Genomic DNA, 14,159 nt, shown 5'->3' with positions numbered 1-14,159 from the left:
ACACAAAAAGCCTGAACACCGTTCAAGTACAATTGAGCATGCGTCTAGAGGGCATGCTCCTTCAGGAAATCCAGAACGCGCGCCTTGAAGGTTCGGTCTCCGACCGAAAGCATGTGATCGCGGCCCTCCACGGCGAAGGCCTCGCCATGCGGCAGCATCTGCGCCAGCGGCTCCGGCGCGCCGGCGATGTCGTCGTTCGTGCCGACCGCGACCAGCGTCGGCACCGTGATTTCGGAAACCTGCTCGGGCGTCAGCAAGGTCCGCGAAGTGGAGATGCAGGCGGCGAGCGCGTGGCGATCGCTCTTTGTCTGGTCGGCGAAGGCGCGGAACATCCGCCCCCGCTCATGACCGATGCTGTCGGGGTCCTCCGCAAGCAGTGCGTCGGCGATCGCATCCCAATCGCCGACGCCTTCGACCATGCCGATGCCGAGGCCGCCGAAAACCAGCGTGACCGGCAGATCCGGATGGCCGAGGGCCAGAAAGGCGGCGATGCGCGCGCCCATCGAATAGCCCATCACATGCGCACGCACGATACCAAGATGGGCCAGCAGCGCGGCCGCATCGCCGGCCATCTTCTCCGGCGTATAGTCCTGCGGCTCATGGCTTTTCGACGAGCGCCCGTGGCCGCGATTGTCGAGCGCGATCACCCGGTATCCGGCATCACGCAGGGTCTTCACCCACCCCGGCGAGACCCAGTTGACGAGATGGGTGGATGCGAAACCATGGATGAGGAGGACGGGATCGCCCTCTCCCTCGTCGATGAAGGCGATCTCTAAACGGTCATGGAAGAAAGACTGCATGTGCTCAAGAGGCTCCCGCCACAGAGTTCAACCGTTCTGGGCGACCGCGTCGATCAGCGGATGACGCAGGCGGTCGCCGACTTCGATACCGGTTCTCTGCGCGGTTCCCGCCTTCAGTTCAAGCACAAACTGTGCCCGCGCGTCCGGGGCTATGCCATCGGTCGAAAAGGGTTCACCGCGTTCAATCGCCTGCACCCTTCCGTCCTCGCCGACGAAGAGCAGGTCCAACGGCATCGGCGTGTCCTTCATCCAGAAGGCGCGATTGCGGCTTTCCTCGAAAACGAAGAGCATTCCGTGATCGTCGCCCATGCTGCGGCGGAACATGAGTCCCCGCGCCCGCTTCTCGGCGGTGTCGGCAATCTCGATCGTAAAGCTGCGTTCGCCTGCCCCGGTCTCCGCCAGGAGCGGTTCGGGATGGGTGGGCAGAAGCATCGGCTCCTGCGCCCAAGCCATCGTGCCGCCGCCCACCATGAGGGCAAGCGAAAGAAGAAACGAGATCACATGGCGCATGGAAACACTCCGGTCCGGCGCCGGCCTTTCAATGGGAGACCGGCAGCGTTCCGATATCCGGGTGAATTTCGGCGGCCATAAGGCCCTTTTCCCCACGCCCGTAGCGCACGAGCACCACCTGCCCCGGGCGCAGCTCCGTCACGCCATAGCGGCGCAACGTTTCCATATGGACGAAGATGTCCTCCGTTCCTTCACCGCGGGTGAGAAAACCGAAGCCCTTGGTGCGATTGAACCATTTCACGAGCGCACGCTCGAGCCCGCTCTCGGGAGCGACCTTCACGTGCGTGCGCTGCTCCTGGTCCTCGGCGGGATGGCTGGCGGTGGAGTTGTCCATCGACAGGATCTTGAACGCCTGGAGCCCCTTTTCGCCGTAGCGGGCCAGGCAAACGGCACGCGCACCGCTAAGGGCGGTTTGATAGCCGTCACGCCGCAGGCAGGAGACATGCAAAAGGACATCGCCCAGTTGCGTGTCGTCGGGGAGGATGAAGCCGAACCCCTTGGCCACATCGAACCATTTTATGGCGCCGGAGATCTCGATCAGCTCCGACGTTTCTTCCGTGTTGCCCGCCCCCCGGGCCCGTTCGCTACCTGCAAGCCCTCGTGCCGTTGAGGAATTGTCCTCCATTCGTTTTTGCCTTTCCTCAAGTCCGCAGGACTGATTCTACGACCGAAGGATAGCATTGCACATTCATGACTTAGCAAGTCCTGCACGGCGATTTTCAACAGCGTCCGGGATTTACTTCGGCGACGATGTAATGCTGCTATAAATGGCATCTGATCCGGGCCCCATTGCCGCGGGGCACTGCTCCACCCTATCTTCCACGCCTATCGATCACAAAGGAGAGGCCTGCCATGCGCTATCTGCACACCATGGTCCGCGTTCGCGACATCGATGAATCCCTGGATTTCTACTGCAACAAGCTGGGTCTGGTGGAAAAGCGCCGCGTCGAGAACGAGAAGGGGCGCTTCACCCTCATTTTCCTTGCCGCTCCCGAAGATGCGGAAACGGCCGAAAAGACGCGGGCACCGCTGATCGAGCTCACCTACAACTGGGATCCGGAAGACTATCGGGGCGGCCGCAACTTCGGCCATCTGGCCTATGAAGTCGACGACATCTACGCGACCTGCCAGCATCTCATGGATGGCGGGGTGACCATCAACCGTCCGCCGCGCGACGGCCACATGGCCTTCATCCGATCGCCTGACGGCATCTCCATCGAGCTTCTGCAGAAGGGCGAGGCAAAGCCGAAAGCGGAACCCTGGGCGTCGATGGAAAATACCGGGACCTGGTAAGGATTTAAGGCATAGGCAGTGGGAGCAGGGAGTGGCCAATGGCTGGTTTTTCCCCCTCCGCTGCCTTATTGCCTTACGCCCTACCACCCTATTCCGGGGAGGAGCATGAAAGAGGTTCTCAAGGAACTTGAGCGGCGTCGCGCCGCCGCTCGCGCCGGCGGCGGCAAGGCACGCATCGACGGACAGCACGCCAAGGGCAAGCTGACGGCCCGCGAGCGCCTCGAGGTCTTTCTCGACGAAGGCTCCTTCGAGGAGTTCGACATGTTCGTCGAGCATCGGTCCACCGATTTCGGCATGGAAAAGACCCGGTATTCCGGCGACGGCGTTGTCACCGGCTGGGGTACCGTCAACGGGCGCGCCGTCTTCGTCTTCGCCAAGGACTTCACCATCTTCGGCGGTTCGCTTTCCGAGGCCCACGCCGAAAAGGTGATGAAGGTCCAGGACATGGCGCTCAAGAACCGGGCGCCGATCATCGGCTTTTACGACGCCGGCGGCGCACGCATTCAGGAGGGCGTGGCCGCGCTCGGCGGTTATGCCGAGATATTCCAGAGGAATGTTCTGGCCTCCGGCGTCATTCCGCAAATTTCCGTTATCATGGGGCCGTGCGCGGGCGGCGACGTCTATTCGCCGGCCATGACGGACTTCATTTTCATGGTGCGCGACACCGCCTACATGTTCGTCACGGGCCCGGATGTGGTCAAAACCGTCACCAACGAGTCGGTCACGGCCGAAGAACTCGGCGGAGCGCACATCCACACGACCAAGTCCTCCATCGCCGACGGCGCCTATGACAACGACGTCGAGGCGTTGATGCAGATGCGCCGCCTGATCGACTTTCTGCCCGCCTCCAACACGGGCGAGATGCCGGCGATCGAGCACCACGGCGACATTCGCGAGCCGGACGATGCGCTGGACCGGCTGGTCCCAGCAAACGCGAACAAGCCCTACGACATCAAGGAATTGATTCTGAAGACGGCGGACGAAGGCGACTTCTTCGAGATCCAGAAGGACTTTGCGGGCAACATCGTCACGGGGTTCGGCCGCATCGAGGGCCGCACCGTGGGTTTCGTGGCCAACCAGCCGATGGTGCTCGCCGGCGTCCTCGACTCGGACGCCTCGCGCAAGGCCGCCCGCTTCGTGCGCTTCTGCGACTGCTTCAACATCCCCCTCGTCACCTTCGTCGACGTGCCCGGCTTCCTGCCCGGCACGGGCCAGGAATATGGCGGCCTCATCAAGCACGGCGCGAAGCTGCTCTTCGCCTATGCCGAGGCCACCGTCCCCAAGATCACCGTGATCACACGCAAGGCCTTCGGCGGCGCCTACGACGTGATGGCGTCAAAGCACTTGCGCGGAGATGTCAACTATGCCTGGCCGACCGCGCAGATCGCCGTGATGGGCGCCAAGGGAGCCGTCGAGATCATCTTTCGCAAGGACCTGGACGATGCCGAGAAGATCGCCCGCCATACGCGCATGTACGAGGAGCGTTTTCTTTCACCCTTCGTGGCGGCCGAGCGCGGCTATGTGGATGAAGTGATCATGCCCCGCTCCACCCGCTTCCGGGTCGCACGGGCGCTGCGCATGCTGCGCGGCAAGGAACTGGCGAACCCGTGGAAGAAGCACGACAACATTCCGCTGTGATGCCCCGCGTCAGCCTTCCCCGCCAAGCCGCTTAACACCCGCCTCCGAGCCGCTGGCCGACAACTCGACAGGACGGCGTTGAACGGGACTTTGAAAAAAGACGACAGCCCGCAGTTGCAGCGCCGCTGCGAGTACCTGCGATTCCATTTCCGGAACGCAGCACGCCTCGCCGGCATGGCGGGCGTTCAATTCAAGAGCAATCGCCGGAACGTTGACGTGCCCCTCGCGATCCAACGCATGTCTTACCGTTGCCTCAAGGTCCTGCAAGAGCTCAACCATATACATGCCTCTCGATAGCGCGGAAGCCTGCCCCCGAAGTTTCGATGGATACTGTGACAGTAGCGCACCTAGCGCTTCTAGCAAGACTTTTCCTTCTATTTTTCAATTAGTTAGTATGACATGTTCATTGTGCATGTTCTCTCGATTACACGAAATGAGTAAGCAACTCATTTTGCATTCTTGACGCATCGGTAGGGCATGCCCATCTTCCTTGGTCCATTCTCAGGTGGAGTCGCTTGCTGTGTGGAGGGAGAGGTGGCGGCGCTGGTACGACCCGAACGTTTGCAGATCATGCTGAGCGAGGAAGAACTCCGCGCACTCGAGGATTTCAGGTTCGAGAACCGTATGCCCAGCCGTGCGGCGGCAGTGCGCGAGCTGCTGCGGCGCGGCTTGTCGGCGGGTGGGTTCTTGAAGGCGGCTGACGGTGCGAAGTCCCAGGACTTCGGCGTTATCGACGACAACCCGCAGTACGATTCGCAGGAGGAGGCTTAGGCTCTGCTTTCTCGGCGGCCGTTCAGAACAGGCGTGGCGGTACGAACAGGCAGATTGTCCGCGAGTCGTTCCTTCCGGCCACCGAACACCAGTGGTAAACGCCGTCGGGAGAGATCTTCACGCGGTCGTCCGAATAGCCGACCACCTCACCCGTAGGCTCCAGGACATAACCCTGCGGCCGTTCGGATACGAGATCGGCGGGAATCTCGCGGCAGTCCTTGTTTGAGCAGCATGCGAAGGGATACGCCCAGCCTGTTTTTGCCTGATGAGCGAGCCCTGGCGCCGGCGCCGCAGAAGCGGCAAGCAGCACCAGCACGCTAAGGGCAGGACCGGGCGGAAATGCGTATGCGCAAGACATAACCTTCCTCAGGGTTGCCCCCGGAACAATCTCACCCAGGCAACGTCCCAGCCCATCGGATGTGTCGCTGCTCCGAGCCGCGTGGACACAGAACCGCGGCTCGCAGTCTTTGTTCCCGCCGTGAACGAAGCTTGCGGGCCGACATTGACATTTGTTGTTCTGCGTTGTCGGTTGCGCCGGAACGCATGCTCGGTGCGTGTGTCATTGTCGAGCGGGGATGAGGATGCCGACCAAGACCGATATTGCGCGTCGGGTGTACAATCACACCTGGAAGCTCGACCCGATCATCCGCAGCCTGCTCGACACGGATTTTTACAAGCTGCTCATGCTGCAGATGATCCGCGGGCTTTATCCGGAGGTGAACGCGACCTTCTCGCTCATGAACCGCAACAAGGCGGTCCGGCTCGGCGACGAAATCGATGAAGGCGAGCTGCGCGAACAGTTGGATCACGCCCGTACGATTCGCTTCACTAAAAAGGAGATGATCTGGCTGGCCGGCAACACCTTCTACGGGCGCAGACATATTTTCCAGCCCGAGTTTCTGTCGTGGCTGGCAGACTTTCGCTTGCCGGAATACGAGCTACGGCGCCACAATGGGCAATTCGAACTGCATTTCCACGGCAGCTGGTCGGAAACGACCATGTGGGAGATTCCGGCGCTCGCCATCATCAACGAGCTGCGCTCGCGCGCGGCGATGCGCTCCCTGGGGCCGTTTGCGCTCGACGTCCTCTACGCACGCGCCAAGGCCAAGGTCTGGTCCAAGGTCGAGCGCCTCAAACGCTATCCGGAAATTCGGATCTCGGATTTCGGTACCAGGCGCCGCCATTCCTTTCTCTGGCAACGCTGGTGTGTCGAGGCGTTGAAGGAGGGCATCGGCGATGCCTTCACAGGTACGTCGAACGTGCTTCTGGCCATGGATTCCGACCTCGAGGCGCTCGGCACCAACGCGCACGAACTGCCAATGGTGCTGGCCGCGCTGGCGCAGACCGACGAGGAACTGAAGGCCGCACCCTACAGAGTGCTCGAGGACTGGCAGACCTATTACGGCGGCAATCTGCTGATCGTGCTGCCGGACACCTTCGGCACCGACGCCTTCCTGAGGGATGCGCCCGACTGGGTCGCCGGTTGGACCGGCTTCCGCCCCGACAGCGCACCGCCGATCGAAGGCGGCGAGCGCATCATCTCGTGGTGGAAGGAGCACGGCTACGATCCGCGCGAGAAACTGCTGATCTTTTCCGACGCCCTCGACGTCGATACGATCGAGCGCACCTATCGACACTTCAAGGGGCGCGTGCGTATGGCCTTCGGCTGGGGAACCAACCTCACCAACGACTTCAAGGATTGCGCACCGGAGGAGATCGACAGCCTCAGGGCCATCTCGATGGTCTGCAAGGTGAGCGACGCCAACGGCCGGCCGGCGGTCAAGCTTTCCGACAACCCGGAAAAGGCGACCGGCGATCCCGACGAGATCGCGCGCTATCTGCGGATCTTCGGAAGCGCCAACCGGACACGCCAGACCGTTACCATCTGAAACCGCCGGCCGGAAAGCGCCTGGAGCCGTTCGGGCGTAGCTTTTCGGCTCACGCTCGATGAGCCATGCCGTTACGTCAACGCATCACCACCGGCCGGGCCCACCGAAGCCATCTCGACAAGGGGTTACTGCTTCTCGTCCTTTTCCTCGAGCATCTCTTTCACGACCGTCGCCAGCTGCTTGAGGGAAAAGGGTTTCGGCAGGAACTCGAAAATCGCATCTGACGGCAGGTTCTTGGCAAAGGCGTCTTCGGCGTAGCCCGAGACGAAGATGAACTTGATGTCCGGCTGCGCCTTGCGCAATTCTCCAAGAAGCGTCGGCCCATCCATCTCGGGCATGACGACGTCGGAGACGACGATGTCGATCTTGCCGTCAAGCTCATTGAAGATCGCCAGCGCTTCCGTGCCGGAGCTTGCCTCGTGCACCTCGTACCCGCGCGAGGAAAGGGCACGCACGCTGCCCATGCGTACCGCGTCCTCGTCTTCCACCAAAAGCACACGCGCCGAACCCGACAGGTCGCGGTTTGCCTCGCGCGCCTTCGATGCTTGCTCGGCCGCTCCGTTCTCCGCGGCCTGCTGGGCAGCATCGGTCTCCGAGGCCGTCGGGACGTGCCGCGGCAGGAAGATCCGGAAGGTTGTCCCCTTCTCCACCTCCGAATCGCAGAAAATGAATCCGCCCGTCTGCTTGACGATACCGTAAACCATCGACAGGCCGAGCCCCGTCCCCTTGCCCACTTCCTTGGTGGTAAAGAAGGGCTCGAAGATCTTGCGGATCGTCTCCGGCGCAATGCCCGTTCCCGTGTCCTCGACCTCCACGAGCACGTAATCGGCCGGCTGAAGCTCGCGATAACCGAAAACGGCGCATTCGTCCGCCGTCACGTTCTTCGTGCGCACCGTCAGCTTGCCCCCTTCCGGCATGGCGTCGCGGGCGTTGACGGCAAGGTTCACCACTACCTGCTCGAACTGCCCGATATCGGCTTTGACCGGCCACAGATCGTGGCCGTGCTCGATGGCCAGGGCGATGTCGTTGCCGACGAGACGCGACAGGAGCATGCGCAGATCGGCCAGAACGTCGGTGAGGTTGAGCACCTCCGGCCGCAGCGTCTGGCGGCGTGAGAAGGCCAGGAGCTGGCGCACCAGAGACGCCGCCCGGTTGGCGTTCTGCTTGATGTTCATGATGTCCGGGAAGGACGGATCGGACGGCCTATGGTTCGTCAGGAGCAGGTCCGACGCCATGATGATGGCCGTCAAAACGTTATTAAAGTCGTGTGCGATTCCCCCGGCAAGCTGCCCGACGGCCTGCATCTTCTGGCTTTGCGCCATCTGCGCCTCGAGCGCCTTCTGCTCGGTCGTCTCGACGGCGTAGACGATCGCCGCCTCCTCCGCACCCTCGCCGACGGGATCGGCCACCGCGTTGACGTAGAAGCGCATGTGACGCTCTTCATTGTCGGGCAGGACGGTATCGATCGGTGCGATGTCGGCCTGGCGTTGCTTGGCCTTCTCGAGTGCCATGGCGAAGGCTTCACGGTCGCGCTGGTGCATCACCGTGTCGAGGCGGATGCGCCGGTCCACCGCATCCCGATCGACCACGCTCGAGAACAGGGACAGGAAAGGCGCGTTGGTGCGCAGAATGCGCCCTTCGCTGTCGACGCTGGCGATCGCCATCGGCGTGGAATTGAAGAACCGCGTGAAGCGCACTTCGGATGCACGCAGATCGGCGGAGGCGTCCTCGCCCAGGGTACGGTTGAGCACGATGGTGCGTATCGGCCCGCGCGTTCCCTCGCGCGTGGTGGAAACGCGGTGCATGAAGCGCACGGGAAGCGCCTCGCCGCGCACCGTCGCTAGGTCGAGGTCGATGACAGCATTGCGCGTGGTGCCGTGCTCGGCCTTGACCGCATCGACGAGCGCCATGCCGTCGCCGGCGATGATGTCCGGCAATGTCAGGGCACCCGGCACGAAGTTCACCAGATCGATGCCCAGCCACTCGGCGAGCGTCGCGTTGATATAGGTCAGGCGGCCGTCGGGATCGGCGGCGAAGAATCCGGCCGGTGCATGATCGAGGTGGTCGATCGCCTTCTGAAGGTCGAGGAAGAAACGCTCCTGCTCCGCCCGCTCGTCGGAGATATCGGTGATAAGCCACGCCGACACCGGCTTGCGGTGGCCGGGAACCTTGAAGACGCGGGCCCAGGCGCGATACCAGCGCGCGCCCGGCTCGGCTCCGGCGCGAATGGGGCGCGACAGGCGGAATTCGCCGTCGCCGGCGCGCCCGTCGCGCAAGCCGCCGGCGAGGCGCTCGATGGTCGGCGCGGCCTCGGGATTGTCCGAGAGCAGCGATTCGACCGTCTTGACGTCGGCGGCAGAGCTGGCCCCGGTCAGCTCCGCATAGGCGCGGTTGGCGTAGAGGATTCGACCCTTTGCGTCAGTGACCAGCAGGCCCTCGTTCATCGTATCGATGAAGGCGCGCGACAGTTCGTCCCCGGTGGATCGCGGCGCGATCTGGATGAAACCGATGGCGCTGGCGAACAAATAGCCGACCCCGATCATTGCCATGATGCCCAGCACGCCCAGGAGGAAACCGTCGCCGAGCCGGTTCTGGAAGATGGCGAAGACCAGCGCCGAGCCGGTCAGAACGATGATGAAGATGATCAGCCGGGTAATGATGCCTGGCCGTGCCCCCTGGTCGATGATGGGTGCCGTGTCAATTTCGCCGCCACTGTGTCTGGCCATCCGTTCCCTGCCTGCTGTGCCGACTGCAAGCGGCCCCTTGGTTCCTTCGCCATATATCAGGGCACCGGCGCAGTGCAAAGGTAGCCAACCGTAAAGTCCCAGGGCTGTTCGGGGCTTGGCCGTGCCGCCGCCGCGTCCGCGTGATTGTGCCTTGTCGCCCCCGGTGACGGCGCATAGTTTACTTCCGTAAAGGGAAGCGAGCAGTGGAGCGTAGCATGAATGAGTGGTTGTCCGGCCTGGCGGGGGGAACCGTTGCCGGGGCATTTCTGTGGACGCTGGCCGCCCTCGCGCTGCTCGTGGTCGTGCTGATCGCCGTCCGCCTCTTGCGCGGCCGCGGCCGGGGCACCTTCATTGCCGGCGGGCGCAACCGGCTGCCGCGCCTGGCGGTCGTCGATGCCGTTGCCGTCGACAGCCAGAGGCGGCTGGTGCTGGTGCGCCGCGACGATATCGAGCACCTTATCCTGATCGGCGGCAGCAACGACGTGGTGGTGGAGCCGCAGATTCGCATGCGCGATACGGGAACGGCGCAACAGCGCCCCCGGCAAAACGCCCCGGCGCCGATACTACCGCGCCGCCCGGCCGCGCCTGCCCCAGGCCCGGCAGCACAGGCGGCGTCCGGAGAGCCCGGCACACCGCCTCAGAACCGCGCACCCGTTCCGGAAGACCAGCGCTCTGCACCCCGCGTCGAGAAAGCTGCCCCCGCCGACCGGGAAGAACCGCAGATGCCCAGGGTCGAGACGGACCTTTGGCCTGCGCCGCGGGCGCGCACGGAACCGGAAATTCCGACCCAGGAGCCGGCGCGGACGGACCACGCCGGGAAAGGCGGAGCCGACGAGACGGTTCCCGCGCCCGCCGTGCCGGACGAAACGCCCGCTCCCCACCGCCGGTCGGAGGCTTCCATCGAAGACGAGATGAGCCGGCTGCTCGATGACCTGTCCGAGGAGCGCGACAAGAAGGCCTGAGGGCCGTCTACTTCGCCTTGTCGCCCGAGAGCTTCTCCCGCAGCAGCTTTCCCCGTCCCTCGCGCGTGACCTGGCGCGCCCGGCCGAAGGCCAGTGCATCCTCCGGCACATCGTGCGTGATCACGCTTCCGGAAGCGACATAGGCGCCGGCGCTGATCGAGACCGGCGCGACGAGGGAGGAATTGGTGCCGATGAAGGCGCCCGCCCCGATCTCGGTGTGATGCTTGTTGAAGCCGTCATAGTTGCAGGTGATGGTGCCGGCGCCGATATTCGCGCCCGCGCCGACGGAGGCGTCGCCGACATAGGAAAGATGCGGCACCTTGGCCCCCTCGCCGATGCGCGCCTTCTTCACCTCGCAGAAATTGCCGATCTTGGCCTTCTCCATGATTTCCGCGCCGGGCCGCAGCCGCGCGAAGGGACCGACCGTCGCGCCTTCTTCGACGCGCGCGCCCTCCAGATGCGAAAAGGCATGGATGCGTACATCGGAGGCGACCTCGACGCCGGGTCCGAACCAGACATTCGGCTCGATTACCGTATCGGCGCCGATCTGCGTGTCATGGGAAAAGAAAACGGTCTCGGGGGCAATCAGCGTCACGCCCGACAGCATCATCGCGCGCCGCGTCCGCGCCTGCCAGATCGCCTCGGCCTCGGCGAGCTGGGCACGGTCGTTGACGCCGTGGGCGCTTTCGTGGCTCGTCTCGATGGCGACGACCGAAAGCCCGCGGCCGTTGGCGATCTCGACGACGTCGGTCAGGTAGTACTCGCCCTGGGCGTTGTCGTTTCCGATCGATTCCAGCAAGTCGAGAGCGCACCGGCCGGAAAGCGCCATCAGGCCGCTGTTGCAGAAGCCGATCCGCCGTTCCGCCTCCGAGCAGTCCTTCTCCTCGCGGATCGCGACGAGCTGGCCGCTGCTTTCGATCAGCCGCCCATAGCCGGCGGGCACGGGTGGGCGGAACCCGACCACGACCACATCCGCATCCCCGGCCAGCTTCGAACGCGCGTTCAAAAGCACCTCCGGTTCCAGCAGCGGATGGTCGCCGAACAGCACCAGCACATCGTCATAACCGCGGGCGAGCGCGGCGCGCGCGGCGAGCACAGCGTGGGCGGTACCCAGCCGCTCGCGCTGGGCATGCACTTCCGGCTTCACACTGCCGCCCGCCCTCCCCTCGAGGGCGGCCTCGACCTGCTCGGCCCCGTTACCGACGACGAGCGCCATGGCGTCCGCGCCGGCCTTTCCGGCCGTTGCCATCACATGCGCGACCATTTCCAGGCCGGCGATCTTGTGCAGCACCTTCGGTGTCGTGCTCTTCATGCGGGTGCCCTCGCCCGCGGCAAGGATGACGGCAAGGCAGCTTCTGTCGTCCATGGGAAAATCCGCTTTCAGACCGGGAATCGCTCGATCTGTAGCACCCGAGGGGACGGGCGCCAATGCGCTATCCGAGCCGGCCCAGGGCGGGAAAAGTTTCCAGCAGCCAATAAGCCATGGTCTGCATGCCGCCCGTCAGGAACAGAACGCCGGCGATCACGAGCAGGCCGCCGATCACCTTTTCCACCGTTGCCAGATGCATGCGGAAGCGCTGCAGGAAGCGCATGAAGCTGTCGGAGAAAAGGGCTGCGACAAGGAAGGGAATGCCGAGCCCGGCCGAATAGACCCCTAGCATCAGCGCCCCCTCACCCACCGTTTCGCGCCCGCCGGCAAGCGTCAGGATGGGGCCCAGGACCGGCCCGATGCAGGGCGTCCATCCGAAACCGAAGGCCAGCCCCATCACATAGGCCGCACCGAGACCCGCCGGCTTGCCGCCGGCCCGGAAGCGCGCCTCGCGGGAAAGCAGCGGAATGCGCACGACACCCAGGAAGTTGAGCCCCATGAGTATGATGACGACGCCGGCCGCCATGGCGAGTTCCTGCTGCCACGCGCGCAGCAGCGCCCCGATCGTCGAAGCGCCGGCGCCCAGCGCCACGAAGACGGTGGAAAAACCGAGGACGAAGGCGAGCGCGGCGGACAGCAGCGCCAGCCGCGCACCGGCGTGCTCCTCGGGCCGGCGGAAATCCTCCACCGAAACACCCGCCATATAGCAGAGATAAGGCGGCACCAGCGGCAGGACGCAGGGCGACAGGAACGACACGGCCCCCGCCAGAAGCGCGCTTGTATAGCCGATATCGATCGCCATTCCTCAATCCACATGATGCGGTCCGATGCCCCGCATATAACGGCCAACCGCCACACGCTCCAATCACCATCTCGTGGCAAAGCGCCGCAGCCGCGTAGGCCTTGGCGCAAAGGGCCGACAGACGCCTGCCGAGAGCGGCCTTTGGAGTTGACCGCCCGAGCGCGTCTCACTATGTTCCGCCGCACTTCGACACGGACGCCCGTGCAGGAGCGCGTAGCTCAGCTGGTAGAGCAACTGACTTTTAATCAGTAGGTCCAGGGTTCGAGCCCCTGCGCGCTCACCAAAAAGTGTCAATTAAACCAACAGATTATCGAGAACAGTCTACTTATCATTTCGCCAAAATGGCGTTTGGGTTCCGTATGGGTTCCGCGGGTTCCATGTTGCCCTTCCCTCCCCTGCTCCGCATAGTGGGCAGCCAACAAGAGAGGGTGGGGTAAGCTATGCCAAAAGCGACCATTGTTGTCCGTGAAGTCGGGAGCCTGAAACCAGACTACTCGCTCGACTTCGATCTTCCCGCATTGCCGAAGCCCGGCGACTACATATCAATCCATCGTCCTGACAAGCGGGAGCCGTATGGCGAAGACATGATCGTGCGGCAAGTCTGGTGGCGGCTGGAACATCCGGAGACTGCCCCCTATGGCAGCGACCAACCGAAGACCGGGGCGCTCAATGAAATCTCCGTTGAGTGCGATCCTGCAATCGGGCCCCACTCGAGCGATAGCTGGCGAGACTCGCTGGAACGCGCCCGTCAGCGCGGCCAAGTTCAGGAATTCGAGATTGCTCGACTCAGCATTCGCGAGGACGAGTTGAAGGATTGAGCGTGGCCTCTCCCTCGCGGCCAGGAATTCGCAGAAAGCCTGACGAACCGGTAGGCTGCCGAGAGCGCCTCCCTCTTGGCGCTGTGACCTCTATGATTGCTCATTCCTTAATTTCGAAGGGTTTCCTGCGACACGCGACATGGATGCGAAGTGACCGACACGCGCAAAATGCGAGTACGCCAGGCCCATCATGAATCATGCAGCGATCGAGCCTTCCGCTGGCCGAACCCGAACCAGTGCATAGACCTTTGGATTACCTGCACGGCCGTTCACACGCTGTACATGAGCGTCAACATGTCGATGCCGCATCCAGTAACCGAATGTTTCTGCTTGGAGGCGATTGACGTAACCAATTCGCACTCCATTGCAAATAACCTCGATGGCTGTGGATCATGAGGGTTTGACGGCTCGCGCCTAAAAATCAATTCATCGCCGACCGTTGCTGCGCACGTTCCACCTTTAAGGTGATAGCGGATTCCTGCAATGTCGAATATCAGGTCCCCAACCCGGAGCGACGGATCTAACTCGCCGACAACTGAAAACCCGTCACTCGGAAGCTTGGCTTCAGTATACGCTAGCAG

General features: G+C 63.2%; 14 protein-coding genes and 1 tRNA gene. 7 read left to right on the top strand and 8 right to left on the bottom strand.

From position 1 onward, the window contains the following. Positions 1 to 44: 44 nt before the first annotated feature. From SIN08_RS10350 to SIN08_RS10340, 3 genes are read right to left on the bottom strand one after another with little or no spacing between them, the layout of a single operon-like run. Complete coding sequence (locus tag SIN08_RS10350) at positions 45 to 800, bottom strand: alpha/beta hydrolase (RefSeq protein WP_322451495.1); 756 nt, start codon at positions 798 to 800, stop codon at positions 45 to 47. Positions 801 to 827: 27 nt separating this feature from the next. After that, a complete protein-coding gene (locus SIN08_RS10345) occupies positions 828 to 1,310 on the bottom strand; it encodes a DUF192 domain-containing protein (RefSeq protein WP_322451494.1) in 483 nt (160 codons plus the stop codon). A 28-nt stretch (positions 1,311 to 1,338) separates the two neighbouring features. Further along, positions 1,339 to 1,935 carry a cold-shock protein gene (locus SIN08_RS10340; protein ID WP_322451493.1) on the bottom strand — a complete coding sequence of 199 codons (597 nt, stop codon included), beginning with the start codon at positions 1,933 to 1,935 and terminating at the stop codon, positions 1,339 to 1,341. A 227-nt stretch (positions 1,936 to 2,162) separates the two neighbouring features. On the opposite strand from SIN08_RS10340, the gene SIN08_RS10335 reads away from it, so the two are divergent. Both SIN08_RS10335 and SIN08_RS10330 read left to right on the top strand, forming a co-directional pair. Further along, positions 2,163 to 2,603: a VOC family protein gene (locus SIN08_RS10335; RefSeq protein ID WP_322451492.1), complete on the top strand. Its 441-nt coding sequence runs from the start codon at positions 2,163 to 2,165 to the stop codon at positions 2,601 to 2,603. A gap of 105 nt (positions 2,604 to 2,708) precedes the next feature. Next, entirely contained in the window at positions 2,709 to 4,241 is a 1,533-nt protein-coding gene (locus SIN08_RS10330; protein WP_322451491.1) for an acyl-CoA carboxylase subunit beta, read from the top strand. 9 nt (positions 4,242 to 4,250) lie between these two features. Here the strand turns inward: SIN08_RS10330 and SIN08_RS10325 are convergent, their stop codons facing one another. Continuing rightward, positions 4,251 to 4,520, bottom strand: a complete 270-nt coding sequence (locus tag SIN08_RS10325) for a hypothetical protein (RefSeq protein WP_322451490.1) — start codon at positions 4,518 to 4,520, stop codon at positions 4,251 to 4,253. A gap of 255 nt (positions 4,521 to 4,775) precedes the next feature. Between SIN08_RS10325 and SIN08_RS10320 the strand changes: the two genes are divergently transcribed. Then, positions 4,776 to 5,012 (top strand): hypothetical protein, encoded by a 237-nt coding sequence (locus tag SIN08_RS10320; RefSeq protein ID WP_322451489.1) that lies wholly within the window; start codon positions 4,776 to 4,778, stop codon positions 5,010 to 5,012. A 22-nt stretch (positions 5,013 to 5,034) separates the two neighbouring features. Here the strand turns inward: SIN08_RS10320 and SIN08_RS10315 are convergent, their stop codons facing one another. Further along, positions 5,035 to 5,370 (bottom strand): hypothetical protein, encoded by a 336-nt coding sequence (locus tag SIN08_RS10315; RefSeq protein ID WP_322451488.1) that lies wholly within the window; start codon positions 5,368 to 5,370, stop codon positions 5,035 to 5,037. A 223-nt stretch (positions 5,371 to 5,593) separates the two neighbouring features. Here SIN08_RS10315 and pncB point away from each other — a divergent pair, with 223 nt between their 5' ends. After that, the gene (gene pncB / locus SIN08_RS10310) at positions 5,594 to 6,901 is read left to right on the top strand and encodes a nicotinate phosphoribosyltransferase (RefSeq protein WP_322451487.1); all 1,308 of its coding nucleotides are present in this window, start codon (positions 5,594 to 5,596) and stop codon (positions 6,899 to 6,901) included. A 125-nt stretch (positions 6,902 to 7,026) separates the two neighbouring features. Here the strand turns inward: pncB and cckA are convergent, their stop codons facing one another. After that, positions 7,027 to 9,627 carry a cell cycle histidine kinase CckA gene (gene cckA / locus SIN08_RS10305; RefSeq protein WP_322451486.1) on the bottom strand — a complete coding sequence of 867 codons (2,601 nt, stop codon included), beginning with the start codon at positions 9,625 to 9,627 and terminating at the stop codon, positions 7,027 to 7,029. Positions 9,628 to 9,842: 215 nt separating this feature from the next. Between cckA and SIN08_RS10300 the strand changes: the two genes are divergently transcribed. Next, a complete protein-coding gene (locus SIN08_RS10300; protein WP_322451485.1) occupies positions 9,843 to 10,589 on the top strand; it encodes a flagellar biosynthetic protein FliO in 747 nt (248 codons plus the stop codon). A 7-nt stretch (positions 10,590 to 10,596) separates the two neighbouring features. Here the strand turns inward: SIN08_RS10300 and glmU are convergent, their stop codons facing one another. After that, entirely contained in the window at positions 10,597 to 11,955 is a 1,359-nt protein-coding gene (gene glmU, locus SIN08_RS10295) for a bifunctional UDP-N-acetylglucosamine diphosphorylase/glucosamine-1-phosphate N-acetyltransferase GlmU (protein WP_322451484.1), read from the bottom strand. Between the two features lie 67 nt (positions 11,956 to 12,022). Further along, on the bottom strand, positions 12,023 to 12,760 hold the full coding sequence (locus SIN08_RS10290; protein ID WP_322451483.1) for a cytochrome c biogenesis CcdA family protein: 738 nt from the start codon (positions 12,758 to 12,760) through the stop codon (positions 12,023 to 12,025). A 207-nt stretch (positions 12,761 to 12,967) separates the two neighbouring features. On the opposite strand from SIN08_RS10290, the gene SIN08_RS10285 reads away from it, so the two are divergent. Both SIN08_RS10285 and SIN08_RS10280 read left to right on the top strand, forming a co-directional pair. After that, positions 12,968 to 13,043, top strand: a tRNA-Lys gene (locus SIN08_RS10285). A 157-nt stretch (positions 13,044 to 13,200) separates the two neighbouring features. Then, the gene (locus SIN08_RS10280; RefSeq protein WP_322451482.1) at positions 13,201 to 13,578 is read left to right on the top strand and encodes a hypothetical protein; all 378 of its coding nucleotides are present in this window, start codon (positions 13,201 to 13,203) and stop codon (positions 13,576 to 13,578) included. The last annotated feature ends 581 nt before the right edge of the window (positions 13,579 to 14,159 follow it).

It is taken from the genome of Chelativorans sp. M5D2P16 (genome assembly GCF_034427935.1).
In the GTDB taxonomy this organism is placed as follows: domain Bacteria; phylum Pseudomonadota; class Alphaproteobacteria; order Rhizobiales; family Rhizobiaceae; genus Chelativorans.
This window is presented reverse-complemented; position numbering and strand designations above follow the sequence as displayed.

Excerpts from the sequence above, each read along its gene's own strand:
- glmU (WP_322451484.1), bottom strand. The coding sequence starts at position 11,955 with ATGGACGACAGAAGCTGCCTTGCCGTCATCCTTGCCGCGGGCGAGGGC.
- SIN08_RS10330 (WP_322451491.1), top strand. The coding sequence starts at position 2,709 with ATGAAAGAGGTTCTCAAGGAACTTGAGCGGCGTCGCGCCGCCGCTCGC.
- SIN08_RS10290 (WP_322451483.1), bottom strand. The coding sequence starts at position 12,760 with ATGGCGATCGATATCGGCTATACAAGCGCGCTTCTGGCGGGGGCCGTG.
- SIN08_RS10350 (WP_322451495.1), bottom strand. The coding sequence starts at position 800 with ATGCAGTCTTTCTTCCATGACCGTTTAGAGATCGCCTTCATCGACGAG.
- SIN08_RS10300 (WP_322451485.1), top strand. The coding sequence starts at position 9,843 with ATGAATGAGTGGTTGTCCGGCCTGGCGGGGGGAACCGTTGCCGGGGCA.
- pncB (WP_322451487.1), top strand. The coding sequence starts at position 5,594 with ATGCCGACCAAGACCGATATTGCGCGTCGGGTGTACAATCACACCTGG.
- SIN08_RS10345 (WP_322451494.1), bottom strand. The coding sequence starts at position 1,310 with ATGCGCCATGTGATCTCGTTTCTTCTTTCGCTTGCCCTCATGGTGGGC.
- SIN08_RS10325 (WP_322451490.1), bottom strand. The coding sequence starts at position 4,520 with ATGGTTGAGCTCTTGCAGGACCTTGAGGCAACGGTAAGACATGCGTTG.
- SIN08_RS10335 (WP_322451492.1), top strand. The coding sequence starts at position 2,163 with ATGCGCTATCTGCACACCATGGTCCGCGTTCGCGACATCGATGAATCC.
- cckA (WP_322451486.1), bottom strand. The coding sequence starts at position 9,627 with ATGGCCAGACACAGTGGCGGCGAAATTGACACGGCACCCATCATCGAC.
- SIN08_RS10315 (WP_322451488.1), bottom strand. The coding sequence starts at position 5,370 with ATGTCTTGCGCATACGCATTTCCGCCCGGTCCTGCCCTTAGCGTGCTG.
- SIN08_RS10340 (WP_322451493.1), bottom strand. The coding sequence starts at position 1,935 with ATGGAGGACAATTCCTCAACGGCACGAGGGCTTGCAGGTAGCGAACGG.
- SIN08_RS10280 (WP_322451482.1), top strand. The coding sequence starts at position 13,201 with ATGCCAAAAGCGACCATTGTTGTCCGTGAAGTCGGGAGCCTGAAACCA.